The sequence below is a fragment of the Salmonella sp. 32120201201600049SM genome, from assembly GCF_017572835.1.
GTDB classification, from domain to species: Bacteria; Pseudomonadota; Gammaproteobacteria; order Enterobacterales; family Enterobacteriaceae; genus Salmonella; species Salmonella enterica.
In genome coordinates this window covers 218,653-233,404 of the sequence record NZ_JAGESA010000002.1, presented here as the reverse complement: position 1 = coordinate 233,404, position 14,752 = coordinate 218,653, and the positions used below count along the sequence as shown (strand labels likewise).

The window sequence follows — 14,752 nt, the reverse complement described above, 5'->3', positions numbered from 1 at the left end:
TTAATAATTATCAATCAATTATGAAATCGATTTTGGCGTTAATAACGATAACTAAAACAGGTTAGTTCATTTGGTTATTTGTTATTTCCAACCCTTCTTTAATTGTTATTCCTCTCACCGTTACCCTTATCCTTAGTTTGGGATTTATCGCTTATACATTTCATCTTTCAAGCCGCATCTGTGTTGACTGCGTTTACTCACCCCAGTCACGTATTTATGTACGCTCCTGGGGCGCGCTCAGCTTACAGCGAACTTGAATGATTTTGTGTATAGATCCGCTTTGCTTACTGGAACATAACGACGCATGACGACACCGGCTCCACTGACTGGGTTGCTTCCGCTTAATCCGGAGCAACTGGCGCGCCTTCAGGCCGCGACAACCGACCTTACTCCCGAACAGCTTGCCTGGGTCTCCGGCTATTTTTGGGGCGTACTGAACCCGCGCTCAGGCGCTGTTGCCGTCACGCCTGCTCCTGAGGGGAAGATGCCGGGGGTTACGCTTATCTCCGCTTCGCAAACCGGCAATGCGCGTCGTGTGGCGGAAGCGCTGCGTGATGATCTGCTGGCGGCCAACCTTAATGTGACACTGGTGAACGCCGGCGACTACAAATTCAAACAGATTGCCAGTGAAAAACTGCTGGTGATAGTGACGTCCACCCAGGGAGAAGGCGAGCCGCCGGAAGAGGCCGTCGCGCTGCATAAGTTCCTGTTCTCGAAAAAAGCGCCGAAACTGGAAAACACCGCTTTTGCCGTGTTTAGCCTCGGCGACACCTCTTATGAATTTTTCTGCCAGTCCGGAAAAGATTTCGACAGCAAACTGGCGGAACTGGGCGGTGAACGCCTGCTCGACCGTGTCGATGCTGACGTTGAATATCAGGCAGCTGCCAGCGAATGGCGCGCCCGCGTGGTTGATGTTCTGAAGTCCCGCGCACCTGTCGCGGCACCTTCGCAATCCGTCGCTACTGGCTCGGTAAACGACATCCACACCAGCCCCTATACCAAAGACGCGCCGCTGGCCGCGACCCTCTCCGTGAATCAGAAAATCACCGGTCGCAACTCGGAAAAAGATGTGCGCCATATTGAGATTGATTTAGGCGACTCCGGTCTGCGTTACCAGCCGGGCGATGCGCTGGGCGTCTGGTATCAGAACGATCCGGCTCTGGTGAAGGAGCTGGTTGAGTTGCTGTGGCTGAAGGGCGATGAGCCGGTGACGGTTGACGGTAAAACCCTGCCGCTCGCCGAAGCGCTGGAGTGGCACTTCGAGCTGACGGTGAATACCGCCAACATTGTTGAGAACTACGCGACCCTGACGCGCAGTGAGTCGCTGTTGCCATTAGTGGGCGACAAAGCGCAGCTCCAGCATTACGCCGCGACCACGCCCATTGTTGATATGGTGCGTTTCTCTCCGGCACAGCTGGATGCTCAGGCGCTAATCGACCTGCTGCGTCCGCTAACGCCGCGTCTGTACTCCATCGCCTCCGCACAGGCTGAAGTGGAGAGCGAAGTGCATATCACCGTTGGCGTGGTTCGTTATGACATTGAAGGCCGCGCCCGCGCCGGTGGCGCTTCCAGCTTCCTCGCCGACCGCGTGGAAGAAGAGGGCGAAGTTCGCGTCTTTATTGAGCATAACGATAACTTCCGCCTGCCAGCTAACCCGGAAACGCCGGTCATTATGATTGGCCCCGGTACCGGCATCGCGCCGTTCCGCGCCTTTATGCAACAGCGCGCGGCGGAAGGGGCGGAAGGTAAGAACTGGCTGTTCTTCGGCAACCCGCACTTTACCGAAGATTTCCTCTATCAGGTGGAGTGGCAGCGCTACGTGAAAGAAGGCGTGCTGAGCCGGATCGATCTGGCCTGGTCTCGCGATCAAAAAGAAAAAATTTACGTACAAGACAAGCTGCGTGAACAGGGCGCCGAGCTGTGGCGCTGGATCAATGATGGCGCGCATATTTATGTCTGCGGCGACGCCAGGCGCATGGCCGCAGATGTCGAAAAAGCATTGCTGGAAGTGATCGCTGAATTCGGCGGTATGGACCTCGAATCGGCAGATGAATATTTAAGTGAGCTGCGCGTAGAGCGCCGTTATCAGCGAGATGTCTACTAATGAGCGAAAAACATCCAGGCCCACTGGTGGTCGAAGGTAAACTGTCCGATGCCGAGCGCATGAAGCTGGAAAGCAACTACCTGCGCGGTACCATTGCGGAAGATCTGAACGACGGTCTCACCGGCGGTTTTAAAGGCGACAACTTCCTGCTAATACGCTTTCATGGCATGTATCAGCAGGATGACCGCGATATTCGCGCCGAGCGTGCGGCGCAGAAGCTGGAGCCGCGTCATGCGATGCTGCTGCGCTGCCGCCTGCCGGGCGGGGTGATTACTACGACGCAATGGCAGGCGATCGATAAATTCGCGGCGGATAACACGATTTACGGCAGTATCCGTCTGACCAACCGCCAGACCTTCCAGTTTCACGGTATTCTGAAGAAGAACGTCAAGCCGGTGCACCAGATGCTGCATTCGGTCGGGCTGGATGCGCTGGCAACCGCCAACGACATGAACCGTAACGTGCTGTGTACCTCTAACCCGTACGAGTCTCAGCTGCATGCTGAAGCCTACGAATGGGCGAAGAAGATCTCCGAACATCTGCTGCCGCGCACCCGTGCGTATGCGGAGATCTGGCTCGATCAGGAGAAGGTCGCGACCACTGACGAAGAACCGATCCTCGGCGCAACCTATCTGCCGCGTAAATTTAAAACCACGGTGGTGATCCCGCCGCAAAATGATATCGATCTGCACGCCAACGACATGAACTTTGTGGCGATTGCCGAGAACGGCAAGCTGGTCGGCTTTAACCTGCTGGTGGGCGGCGGTCTGTCTATTGAGCATGGTAATAAGAAAACCTACGCTCGTACGGCCAGCGAGTTTGGCTATCTGCTGCTGGAGCACACCCTGGCGGTGGCCGAAGCGGTAGTGACGACGCAGCGCGACTGGGGTAACCGTACCGACAGGAAAAATGCCAAAACCAAATACACCCTTGAGCGCGTGGGACTGGAGACATTTAAAGCGGAAGTCGAGCGTCGCGCGGGGATCAAATTTGAGCCGATCCGCCCGTATGAGTTTACCGGTCGCGGCGATCGTATCGGTTGGGTGAAAGGGATCGACAACAACTGGCACCTGACGCTGTTTATCGAAAACGGTCGTATCCTGGATTATCCTGGCCGTCCGCTGAAAACCGGCCTGCTGGAGATCGCGAAGATCCATCAGGGCGAGTTCCGTATCACCGCTAACCAGAACCTGATTATTGCCAGCGTGCCGGAAAGCCAGAAAGTGAAAATCGAGACGCTGGCGCGCGATCATGGGCTGATGAATGCGGTGAGCGCGCAGCGTGAAAACTCAATGGCCTGTGTATCGTTCCCGACCTGCCCGCTGGCAATGGCGGAAGCCGAGCGTTTCCTGCCGTCGTTCACGGACAAAGTGGAAGCGATTCTGGAAAAACACGGTATCCCGGACGAGCATATTGTGATGCGCGTGACCGGCTGCCCGAACGGCTGTGGCCGTGCGATGCTGGCGGAGCTGGGGCTGGTGGGCAAAGCGCCGGGTCGTTACAACGTGCATCTGGGCGGCAACCGCATGGGGACGCGTATTCCGCGTATGTATCGCGAAAATATTACGGAATCAGAAATTCTCGATTCTGTTGACGAACTGGTTGGGCGTTGGGCGAAAGAGCGTGAAGCGGGTGAAGGCTTCGGCGACTTTACGGTGCGTGCGGGCATCATTCGCCCGGTGCTCGATCCCGCGCGTGATTTCTGGGAATAACCTGAATTGCCGGATGGCGGCATAAATGCCTTATCCGGCCTACCGCCCGCGTAGGCCTGATAAGCGAAGCGCCATCAGGCAAGGTATACCGCGAGGAACTTATGTCCAAACTCGATCTAAATGCCCTGAATGAACTGCCAAAAGTCGATCGCGTACTGGCGTTGGCGGAAACCAACGCTCAACTGGAAACGCTGACTGCCGAAGAACGCGTGGCCTGGGCGCTGGAAAATCTGCCCGGCGAATACGTGCTTTCTTCAAGCTTTGGCATCCAGGCGGCGGTGAGCCTGCACCTGGTGAATCAGATTCGCCCGGATATCCCGGTGATCCTCACCGATACCGGCTATTTGTTCCCGGAAACCTATCAGTTTATTGATGAGCTAACGGACAAACTCAAACTCAACCTGAAAGTTTACCGCGCGGGCGAAAGTCCGGCCTGGCAGGAAGCGCGTTACGGCAAGCTGTGGGAGCAGGGCGTTGAGGGCATTGAGAAATACAATGAGATCAACAAAGTCGAGCCGATGAACCGGGCGCTAAAAGAGCTGAAAGCGCAGACGTGGTTTGCGGGTCTGCGTCGCGAGCAGTCCGGCAGCCGCGCGCATTTACCTGTTCTCGCTATCCAACGCGGCGTGTTTAAAGTGCTACCGATTATCGACTGGGATAACCGCACGGTTTACCAGTATCTGCAAAAGCACGGTCTGAAATACCATCCGCTGTGGGATCAGGGCTATCTGTCTGTGGGCGATACGCACACCACCCGCAAATGGGAGCCGGGTATGGCGGAAGAAGAGACACGCTTCTTCGGACTGAAACGTGAGTGCGGGCTGCATGAAGGGTAATTGTCCTTACGCGGTATGATTATACCTGCTGCTATGAAAAATCCGGCAGGCAGCCGGATTTTAAATTGGTTATATACCCAAAATAATTCGAGTTGCTTAAAGGCGGCAAGGGAGTGAGTCCCCAGGAGCATAGATAACTATGTGACTGGGGTGAACGAGCGTAGCCAACACATAAGCAACTTGAAGTATGAAGGGTATATTACTGACTATCTTTATACCAGTAATATATTACGACTGCACCCATCTTTACCAATGTGCAAAGAACGTTCATGGGTTAGATATAGCTTTTCAAGAATTACATCAATAAACATTTTTTTTGCATGATAGTCGTTATAATCCTGATTAAGTTTTTTTAAAAAACCAGAGTTTGTTGGTTTAAACTCTGCAAACGGTGAATAGCTATGTAGTAAATAGGAGATGCACGGATGCATCATGCTAAAAGCGACTTCACCTTGTACCTCCTGATAACCTATTTTGCAAAACTGAGTCGTAGGCTCAAAGTTACCGGCATTAATACAGGCCAGCATTGATTTTTCATCTGCAGTAAGTGAGTCCTGCCATTCGACAAGCGGGTGGTCTGGAGCCTCTGCGGGACGCATCATCTCATAAACCGCCGTTTTGATTTGTGCATTTCCCGTCACTTCTTTTCGTAGAGTTGAAATCGACTCCTGAAGTAATTCCGGGTGCCAGGTCATCTTCGCACCAATCACCTCACATATTTGTAAAAATAATTGTCTCTCCTCTCTACTCATAGATTCTATCACTGCATCATCTGATATATTGAGGATGTCCTTAATATTGCTTTGGCTGATCACCGTGTCGCCGACCATAAGTAAAAATTGTGTCTGAGAAGCGTCCAACTTGATAGTAAACAGATCCTGATGAGCCGGGCAGGCCAGATGTTGTAGCCGTTTAAAGGCGTAAATTTTATTTATATCCTCTATGTTAACTTCCATCTCTCCAGGTTCACCACGGCCCTGCCCGTGAATGATGGAGTGTAACACTTCCAGCGCATGGTCCTTTTTTTCCGCTCTAAAATGATCCTGGACTTTATCCCAGCCCCCCATATGGATTGCTTTTTCTTTATCTGCGCTTAACAGATGAGCAAGCCGACTTTCATTAAGCATATAATTTTGATGATTACCGAAGCTTAAAGTGACTGGCATAATATTTTCCTTCAAATTTATATTATTCAATATCCGGAGTAAAATATATCGTTCAATTCGCTCTTTTTTATTAAACAGATAAGGTTTACTACAGGAGAGAATTTGAACGGCATTATTAATACAGCACATTTATGGTTGGTAATCCTTTGTGGTGACGATAATTCAGACAAAAGGTAGATGATTCGCCGCAAATGGTCGTTTTTTTAAATTTTGGTTTATGCAGGGGGCGTTGGAAGAAGCCTCTTTGATCGCTTCTTCCAGAAGAAAAGAGCGGAAAAATTTATAATAATTATTCGTGGGGTAAATATTTCTGAAGAATATATAAAGTTGAGTGAGCATATTTAAATATAATCTCAGGAAGTGCAATTTTTGTGAGATATATCAACAAAAAAGACCATTAAAAAGGCGTAGAGTGCTTTTATTATCCACATGCTGGAGTTTACGTGTCGATATATCACTATTGGGGAAAGTCTCGACGAGGAGAAACTAACGGCGGTGATGATTACCATTTGCTTTGCTGGCATTCTTTAGATGTTGCGGCTGTGGGTTACTGGATGGTGATAAATAATATTTATTTTATTGACCACTATCTAAAAAAATTAGGCATCCAGGATAAGGAGCAGGCGGCGCAATTTTTTGCCTGGATTTTATGTTGGCATGATATTGGAAAATTTGCTCATTCCTTCCAGCAACTATACCGTCATGAGGCTTTAAACATCTTTAATGAGCCTACACGGCATTATGAAAAAATCGCGCATACCACGCTGGGATACGTGTTGTGGAACTCCTGGCTAAGTGAATGCCCTGAATTGTTTCCTCCTTCTTCGCTTTCAGTTCGTAAAAGTAAGCGCGTTATGGCGCTTTGGATGCCAGTCACTACAGGTCATCATGGACGCCCTCCAGAGGCAATCCAGGAGCTGGACCATTTTCGCCAGCAGGATAAAGACGCGGCAAGAGATTTTCTTCTGAGAATAAAAGCGCTCTTTCCTTTAATTACTTTGCCTGAAGCCTGGGATGAAGATGAGGGTATCGACCAATTTCAGCAACTTTCCTGGTTTATTTCCGCTGCGGTTGTACTGGCTGACTGGACTGGTTCCGCCAGCCGTTATTTTCCGCGTACTGCGGAAAAAATGCCTGTTGATACCTACTGGCAGCAAGCTCTCGCTAAAGCACAAACTGCCATCACGCTATTTCCCTCAGCAGCGAATGTGTCTGCCTTTACGGGCATAGAAACGCTTTTCCCTTTTATTCAACATCCCACACCGTTACAACAAAAGGCGCTTGAGCTGGATATCAACGTGGATGGCGCCCAACTCTTTATTCTTGAAGATGTCACCGGGGCCGGAAAAACAGAGGCGGCGCTCATATTAGCTCATCGACTGATGGCGGCAGGTAAAGCGCAGGGACTCTATTTTGGACTGCCGACAATGGCGACAGCCAACGCGATGTTTGAACGTATGGCGAACACCTGGCTGGCGCTGTATCAGCCGGACTCCCGTCCCAGCCTGATTCTGGCGCATAGCGCGCGTCGCTTAATGGATCGTTTCAATCAGTCAATATGGTCGGTCACTCTTTCCGGTACGGAAGAACCCGATGAAGCGCAGCCTGATAGTCAGGGATGCGCCGCCTGGTTTGCCGACAGCAATAAAAAAGCGTTGTTGGCGGAGGTTGGTGTAGGCACGTTGGATCAGGCGATGATGGCGGTAATGCCATTTAAACATAACAACCTGCGGTTACTGGGTCTTAGCAACAAGATTTTACTGGCTGATGAGATCCATGCCTGTGATGCATGGATGTCCCGAATACTTGAAGGTTTGATCGAACGGCAGGCCAGTAATGGCAACGCCACTATTCTGTTATCTGCGACGCTATCGCAGCAGCAGCGAGATAAGCTGGTGGCGGCATTTTCCCGTGGGGTGAGGCGTAGTGTGCAGGCGCCGTTGCTAGGCCATGACGATTATCCCTGGCTGACTCAGGTCACACAAACAGAGCTGATTTCTCAGCGGGTTGATACACGCAAAGAGGTTGAGCGTAGCGTAGATATTGGCTGGCTACATAGTGAAGAGGCGTGTCTTGAACGTATAGGTGAAGCAGTGGAAAAAGGAAACTGTATCGCCTGGATACGTAACTCCGTTGATGATGCGATTCGTATCTATCGCCAGCTTCAACTGAGTAAGGTCGTCGCCACGGAAAACCTTTTACTCTTCCATAGTCGCTTTGCTTTCCACGATCGTCAGCGGATTGAGTCACAGACGCTGAATCTCTTTGGCAAACAGAGCGGCGCACAACGTGCCGGTAAGGTCATTATCGCCACGCAGGTAATCGAACAAAGTCTGGATATTGACTGCGATGAGATGATCTCTGATTTAGCGCCGGTGGATTTATTAATTCAGCGGGCCGGTCGACTACAGCGTCATATTCGCGATCGTAACGGTCTGGTGAAAAAGAGTGGGCAGGATGAGCGAGAGACGCCAGTGCTGCGCATTCTTGCTCCGGAGTGGGATGACGCGCCGCGAGAGAACTGGTTATCCAGCGCCATGCGTAACAGCGCCTATGTCTATCCCGATCATGGGCGCATGTGGCTGACACAGCGCATATTACGTGAGCAGGGGACGATTCGGATGCCGCAATCTGCCCGATTGTTGATTGAGTCGGTCTACGGCGAGGATGTCAACATGCCGGTTGGATTTGCAAAAACCGAGCAATTGCAGGAAGGCAAATTTTATTGCGACCGGGCATTTGCCGGCCAGATGCTGCTTAACTTTGCGCCGGGCTACTGTGCTGAAATTAGCGATTCTTTACCGGAGAAAATGTCAACGCGGCTGGCGGAAGAGTCTGTCACGCTGTGGCTGGCGAAAATCGTGGATAGCGTCGTAACCCCTTATGCCAGCGGTGAACACGCCTGGGAGATGAGCGTGCTGCGAGTACGTCAGAGCTGGTGGAATAAACATAAAGACGAGTTTGAAAAATTAGACGGCGAACCCTTGCGTAAGTGGTGTGCGCAACAGCATCAGGATAAGGATTTTGCCACGGTGATTGTGGTGACGGACTTTGCCGCTTGTGGTTATTCGGCGAATGAGGGATTGATTGGCATGATGGGGGAATAACGAATACAGATATGGACAATTTTTCACTTTTAACAACGCCCTGGCTCCCCGTCCGTTTCAAAGACGGTTCCACGGGCAAGCTGGCCCCCGTCGATCTGGCGGATGAAAACGTGGTGGACATCGCCGCAACGCGAGCAGATTTACAGGGAGCGGCCTGGCAGTTTCTGTTGGGATTGCTGCAATGCAGTATCGCGCCGAAAAGATACAAAAATTGGGAGGATATCTGGTTTGATGGATTGCATGCCGATGTGCTCCATAAGGCATTAGCACCGTTAGAACACGCTTTTCAGTTTGGCGCGGAAACGCCGTCTTTTATGCAGGATTTTGAACCGTTAAGCGGCGAAAAAGTCTCTATTGCTTCATTGTTGCCGGAAATACCTGGCGCGCAAACCACGAAGTTCAATAAAGATCATTTTGTCAAACGCGGCGTAACGGAACGTTTTTGTCCGCACTGCGCGGCGCTGGCGCTGTTCTCGTTGCAGCTTAACGCGCCTGCGGGCGGCAAAGGCTATCGTACCGGGCTGCGCGGCGGCGGGCCACTGACCACGCTGGTTGAATTGCAGGAATATCAGGGCGAGCGGCAAACGCCGCTCTGGCGCAAGCTGTGGCTCAACGTGATGCCGCAGGATACTGCGGATCTGCCTTTACCAGACCAGTGTGATGCGACCGTTTTCCCGTGGCTTGCCGCGACGCGGACCAGCGAGCAGGCGAATGCCGTTACCACGCCGGAGCAGGTCAATAAACTCCAGGCGTACTGGGGGATGCCGCGTCGTATCCGCCTGGATTTTGCCACCTTACAGTCAGGTTGCTGCGATATTTGCGGCGCTGAAAGCGATGAGCTTCTTGGCTTTATGACCGTCAAGAACTACGGCGTTAACTACGATGGCTGGCGGCACCCGCTGACGCCTTATCGCGCCCCGGTAAAAGATCAAAACGCCTTCTTTTCCGTTAAACCGCAGCCCGGCGGCCTTATCTGGCGCGACTGGCTGGGATTAAGTCAGAACAACCAGACGGAAGCGAATTACGAATCTCCCGCGCAGGTAGTCAAGGTGTTTAACGCCCGCTCGCTGACTGACGTTAAAGCGGGGATCTGGGGCTTTGGCGCGGATTTCGACAATATGAAAATCCGCTGCTGGTATGAGCATCACTTCCCGTTGCTGATGACGGAAGGTCTGATCCCTGATTTACGTAAGGCCGTGCAAACTGCGGCCCGCCTGTTGAGCCTGCTTCGCAGCGCGCTCAAAGAGGCCTGGTTTGCCGATGCGAAGGGTGCTCGCGGTGATTTCAGTTTTATCGACATTGATTTCTGGAACCTGACGCAGGGACGTTTTCTCAACCTGATTCACGATCTGGAAAACGGCCACAAGCCGGACGAAAGGCTGAATAAATGGCAAAGAGAACTTTGGCTGTTTACCCGTCATTACTTCGATGATCACGTCTTTACCAACCCCTACGAGAGCAGCGATCTGGAACGCATCATGACCGCGCGCAAGAAATATTTTACGACATCGGCGGAAAAACAAAGCGCAAAAGCCGCCAAAGCAAAGAAACAGGAGGCTGCTGAATGAGTGTTGTGACGAAAGATGATAAAGCCACTTTGCGTCAGTGGCATGAGGAACTACAAGAAAAACGTGGATTACGTGCCAGCTTACGACGTAGTAAAACGGTGAATGATGCCTGTTTGGCTGAGGGGCTTCATTCATTGTTAATGCAAACACATTCTTTATGGAAAAACAAAGCACCCTGGAATGTTACTGCATTGGCAATCACAGCGGCACTGGCTGCACATATCAAATTTATTGATGAGCAAAAGAGTTTTGCTGCGCAGCTTGGACAGAAGAAAGGTGGCGACACTCCGGTGATGTCAAAATTACGCTTCTCCCACCTATTAGCGGTAAAAACGCCGGATGAACTGCTGCGCCAGTTACGGCGTGCGGTGAAGCTGTTAGATGGTTCGGTCAACCTGTTTTCTCTTGCAGACGATATTTTCTGCTGGTGCCAGGAGCAGAATGACTTGCTGAACCACCATCGCCGCCAGCAGCGGCCAACCGAATTTCTTCGTATCCGCTGGGCGCTGGAATACTACCAGGCCGGCGATGGCGATACCGATAACGAACAAGATTAACAGGGATATCTTTATGACAACGTTTATTCAGCTCCATTTACTGACCGCTTACCCCGCCGCTAACCTGAACCGTGATGATACCGGTGCGCCAAAAACCGTGGTGCTTGGCGGAGCAACACGTCTGCGTATCTCCTCTCAGAGCCTGAAACGCGCCTGGCGTACATCTGAGTTATTTGAACAGGCATTAGCTGGCCATATTGGTATTCGTACTGGTCGCATTGCTCGTGAGGCGGCGCAAATCCTCGTTGATAGCGGCATTGACGCCAAAAAAGCGGTTGAGTACGTCAAGAACATCGCCAACTGCTTTGGCAAGGTAAAAGAGGATAAGAAACCCAAAGATGAGTTGACGAATGCTGAAACCGAGCAACTGGTGCATATCAGCCCTGCTGAGTTTGAGGCCGTGAAAGCGCTGGCGCGCCGTCTGGCAGAAGAAAAACGTCCGGCAACAGAAGAGGAAGCAGAACTGTTACGTCACGATCGCATGGCCGTCGATATTGCCATGTTTGGCCGGATGTTAGCGAAGAAAACTGATTTTAACGTGGAAGCAGCCTGCCAGGTCGCCCACGCCTTCGGCGTCAGCGAAACGATCATCGAAGACGATTTCTTTACCGCTGTGGATGACCTACGCCAGGCATCGGCAGAAGATGCAGGCGCAGGCCATCTCGGCGAAACCGGCTTTGGCTCCGCGCTGTTTTACACCTATATCTGCATCGACAAAGATCTGCTGGTGAAAAACCTGAACGGCAATGAAGAGCTGGCAAACAAAACGCTGCGCGCCTTTACTGAAGCGGCGCTGAAAGTGTCGCCGACCGGCAAACAGAACAGCTTTGCCAGTCGTGCCTATGCCTCGTGGGCGCTGGCGGAAAAAGGCACCGACCAACCACGTTCACTGGCGGCCGCGTTTTATGAACCGATCAACGGTACAGACCAATTGAACGTTGCTGTTAAGCGTATTACATCGCTGCATAAGAATATGAATAAGGTTTATGGCCAGCGGACTGATACCGCCAGTTTCGACGTGATGAATCAGCAGGGAAGCATGGAAGACGTGCTTGACTTCATCTGCGCGTAAGGGGCGGCTTATGAGCCAATATCTGGTTTTTCAGCTTCACGGGCCGATGGCCTCCTGGGGCGTGGATGCGCCAGGCGAAGTGCGCCACAGCCATGAGCTACCCTCGCGCTCGGCGCTGTTGGGGTTATTAGCTGCGGCGCTGGGAATTCGCCGCGATGAGGAGGAACGGCTAAACGCCTTCAATCGTCATTACCAATTTTTGCTGTGCGCCAGTGGCAACCCGCGCTGGGCGCGGGATTATCACACGGTGCAGATGCCGAAAGAGGTACGTAAGGCACGTTACTTCAGCCGCCGTGAAGAGTTGCAGGATCCTGAATTACTGAGCGCGCTGATTTCCCGACGCGACTACTACACCGACGCTTGGTGGATGATCGCTGTCAGCGCGACGCCGGACGCGCCTTACACGTTGGCGCAGCTTCAGGCGTCGTTACAACATCCTGTGTTCCCGCTGTATCTGGGGCGCAAAAGTCACCCTCTGGCGTTGCCGCTTGCGCCGCAACTGCTGGAAGGGAGTGCGGCGGATGTCCTGCGTGAAGCATATCGTTGGTATCAGGATCAATTCAATGCGCTGAAACTGCCTCTCCCCAGATTACAGAACGAATGCTGGTGGGAAGGTGAACACGATGGCTTAACGGCGAGCAAAATTTTACGTCGTCGCGACATGCCGTTGAGCCGCCAGCAATGGCTGTTCGGTGAACGTAGCGTGAATCAGGAGCCGTGGCTCCGCAAGGAGGACGCGTGTATCTCTCAAGAATAACGCTGCACACCAGCGAGCTTTCGCCGGCACAGCTCTTGCATCTGGTGGAGCGCGGCGAGTACGTGATGCACCAGTGGTTATGGGATCTCTTTCCCGGCGGCAAGGAACGGCAGTTTCTTTATCGCCGCGAAGAGTTACAGGGCGCGTTTCGCTTTTTTGTCCTCTCGCAGGAACAGCCTGCCGCTAGCGCGATTTTTGACGTGCAGACTCGCCCGTTTGCGCCAACGCTGAGCGCGGGACAGACGCTGCGGTTTAACTTGCGCGCCAATCCGACGGTTTGCAAAAACGGCAAGCGTCACGATTTGCTGATGGAGGCGAAACGCCAGCGTAAAACGCAGGGTGATAGCCAGGATATTTGGTCTTATCAGCAGCAGGCGGCGCTGACGTGGTTGGCGCGCCAGGGGGAGCAAAATGGCTTCACCCTGCGCGAGGCGAGCGTTGATGCTTACCGGCAGCAGCAGATACGTCGAGAGAAATCCCGGCAGATGATTCAGTTTAGCAGCGTGGACTATACCGGCGTGCTGGTGATTAACGATCCCGTGCTTTTCCTGCAACGTCTGGCGCAGGGGTACGGTAAAAGTCGGGCGTTTGGCTGCGGAATGATGATGATCAAACCCGGAGACGACGCGTGACGTTCGTACCGCTCAACCCGATCCCGTTAAAAGATCGAACCTCGATGATCTTCCTCCAGTACGGTCAAATTGACGTGCTGGATGGGGCATTTGTATTAATCAATAAAACCGGGGTTCGTACGCATATTCCGGTGGGATCGGTCGCCTGCATCATGCTGGAACCGGGAACGCGGGTTTCCCATGCGGCAGTGCATTTAGCATCAACGGTCGGCACCCTGTTGGTATGGGTGGGCGAGGCGGGAGTGCGGGTCTATTCCTCCGGACAACCCGGAGGCGCACGAGCCGATAAGTTGCTTTATCAGGCAAAGCTGGCGTTAGATGATGACCTGCGGCTTAAAGTAGTCCGCAAAATGTATGAACTGCGTTTTCGTGAGCCGCCTCCCGCCCGTCGTTCCGTTGAGCAACTGCGCGGTATTGAAGGATCCCGTGTGCGGGCGACCTATGCATTACTGGCGAAGCAGTATGGCGTGAAATGGCATGGTCGTAACTATGATCCGAAAGACTGGGAGAAGGGGGATGTCGTCAACCGATGTATTAGCGCGGCGACATCGTGCCTGTACGGGATTTCAGAAGCGGCTATCCTGGCGGCGGGATATGCGCCGGCTATCGGTTTTATCCATAGCGGTAAGCCGCTTTCTTTTGTTTATGACATTGCCGATATCATCAAATTTGAATCGGTGGTGCCCAAAGCATTTGAGATCGCCGCTCGTCACCCGGCGGAACCTGATAAAGAAGTGCGCCTGGCCTGCCGTGATATTTTTCGCAGTTCGAAGCTGACCGGAAAATTGATCCCACTGATCGAAGAGGTACTCGCTGCCGGTGAAATTAAACCACCTCAGCCTGCGCCGGATATGCTGCCGCCAGCAATACCGGAACCTGAATCACTGGGTGATAGCGGCCATCGGGGGCATGGTTGATGAGTATGGTGGTTGTGGTCACGGAAAACGTACCGCCGCGCCTGCGGGGACGTCTTGCCGTCTGGTTACTTGAGGTTCGTGCAGGTGTTTATGTTGGCGATACCTCGAAGCGTATTCGGGAAATGATTTGGCAACAGATCACACAGCTTGGCGGAGTCGGAAACGTAGTAATGGCCTGGGCAACAAATACTGAGTCTGGTTTTGAGTTCCAGACCTGGGGTGAAAACAGACGTATTCCGGTAGATTTGGATGGACTGCGTTTGGTTTCTTTTCTTCCTGTTGAAAATCAATAAGTTGAATGTTCTTTAATAATAAGGAATTGTT

At 52.3% G+C, this 14,752-nt stretch carries 12 protein-coding genes; 11 read left to right on the top strand and 1 reads right to left on the bottom strand.

What is annotated here, in order from left to right; all coding sequences use genetic code 11:
• Positions 1 to 304: 304 nt before the first annotated feature.
• The 3 genes from cysJ (at position 305) to cysH (ending at position 4,652) form a co-directional block, all read left to right on the top strand.
• Entirely contained in the window at positions 305 to 2,104 is a 1,800-nt protein-coding gene (gene cysJ / locus J4650_RS07115; RefSeq protein WP_023993660.1) for an NADPH-dependent assimilatory sulfite reductase flavoprotein subunit, read from the top strand.
• Entirely contained in the window at positions 2,104 to 3,816 is a 1,713-nt protein-coding gene (cysI, locus tag J4650_RS07110) for an assimilatory sulfite reductase (NADPH) hemoprotein subunit (protein WP_023993661.1), read from the top strand. Before cysJ ends, cysI begins: the two co-directional genes overlap by 1 nt.
• A 101-nt stretch (positions 3,817 to 3,917) precedes the next feature.
• Positions 3,918 to 4,652, top strand: coding sequence for a phosphoadenosine phosphosulfate reductase (gene cysH / locus J4650_RS07105; RefSeq protein WP_000039870.1), 735 nt, complete (start codon positions 3,918 to 3,920; stop codon positions 4,650 to 4,652).
• A 212-nt stretch (positions 4,653 to 4,864) separates the two neighbouring features.
• Here the strand turns inward: cysH and sopD are convergent, their stop codons facing one another.
• Positions 4,865 to 5,818 carry an SPI-1 type III secretion system effector SopD gene (gene sopD, locus J4650_RS07100; protein WP_023993662.1) on the bottom strand — a complete coding sequence of 318 codons (954 nt, stop codon included), beginning with the start codon at positions 5,816 to 5,818 and terminating at the stop codon, positions 4,865 to 4,867.
• Positions 5,819 to 6,261: 443 nt separating this feature from the next.
• Here sopD and J4650_RS07095 point away from each other — a divergent pair, with 443 nt between their 5' ends.
• Genes J4650_RS07095 through cas2e form a run of 8 tightly spaced genes read left to right on the top strand, consistent with a single transcriptional unit; the run spans position 6,262 to position 14,721 of the window.
• Complete coding sequence (locus tag J4650_RS07095; RefSeq protein WP_023993663.1) at positions 6,262 to 8,925, top strand: CRISPR-associated helicase/endonuclease Cas3; 2,664 nt, start codon at positions 6,262 to 6,264, stop codon at positions 8,923 to 8,925.
• An 11-nt stretch (positions 8,926 to 8,936) separates the two neighbouring features.
• On the top strand, positions 8,937 to 10,493 hold the full coding sequence (gene casA / locus J4650_RS07090; RefSeq protein ID WP_000368584.1) for a type I-E CRISPR-associated protein Cse1/CasA: 1,557 nt from the start codon (positions 8,937 to 8,939) through the stop codon (positions 10,491 to 10,493).
• Positions 10,490 to 11,050 (top strand): type I-E CRISPR-associated protein Cse2/CasB, encoded by a 561-nt coding sequence (gene casB, locus J4650_RS07085; RefSeq protein WP_000117946.1) that lies wholly within the window; start codon positions 10,490 to 10,492, stop codon positions 11,048 to 11,050. Before casA ends, casB begins: the two co-directional genes overlap by 4 nt.
• 13 nt (positions 11,051 to 11,063) lie before the next feature.
• Complete coding sequence (gene cas7e, locus J4650_RS07080) at positions 11,064 to 12,122, top strand: type I-E CRISPR-associated protein Cas7/Cse4/CasC (RefSeq protein ID WP_023993664.1); 1,059 nt, start codon at positions 11,064 to 11,066, stop codon at positions 12,120 to 12,122.
• Between the two features lie 10 nt (positions 12,123 to 12,132).
• Positions 12,133 to 12,879, top strand: a complete 747-nt coding sequence (cas5e, locus tag J4650_RS07075) for a type I-E CRISPR-associated protein Cas5/CasD (protein WP_023993665.1) — start codon at positions 12,133 to 12,135, stop codon at positions 12,877 to 12,879.
• Positions 12,861 to 13,511, top strand: coding sequence for a type I-E CRISPR-associated protein Cas6/Cse3/CasE (gene cas6e / locus J4650_RS07070; protein WP_023993666.1), 651 nt, complete (start codon positions 12,861 to 12,863; stop codon positions 13,509 to 13,511). The genes cas5e and cas6e overlap by 19 nt, the downstream gene beginning before the upstream one ends.
• Positions 13,508 to 14,428 (top strand): type I-E CRISPR-associated endonuclease Cas1e, encoded by a 921-nt coding sequence (gene cas1e / locus J4650_RS07065; RefSeq protein WP_000144837.1) that lies wholly within the window; start codon positions 13,508 to 13,510, stop codon positions 14,426 to 14,428. Before cas6e ends, cas1e begins: the two co-directional genes overlap by 4 nt.
• Positions 14,428 to 14,721 (top strand): type I-E CRISPR-associated endoribonuclease Cas2e, encoded by a 294-nt coding sequence (cas2e, locus tag J4650_RS07060; protein ID WP_001518648.1) that lies wholly within the window; start codon positions 14,428 to 14,430, stop codon positions 14,719 to 14,721. Before cas1e ends, cas2e begins: the two co-directional genes overlap by 1 nt.
• The last annotated feature ends 31 nt before the right edge of the window (positions 14,722 to 14,752 follow it).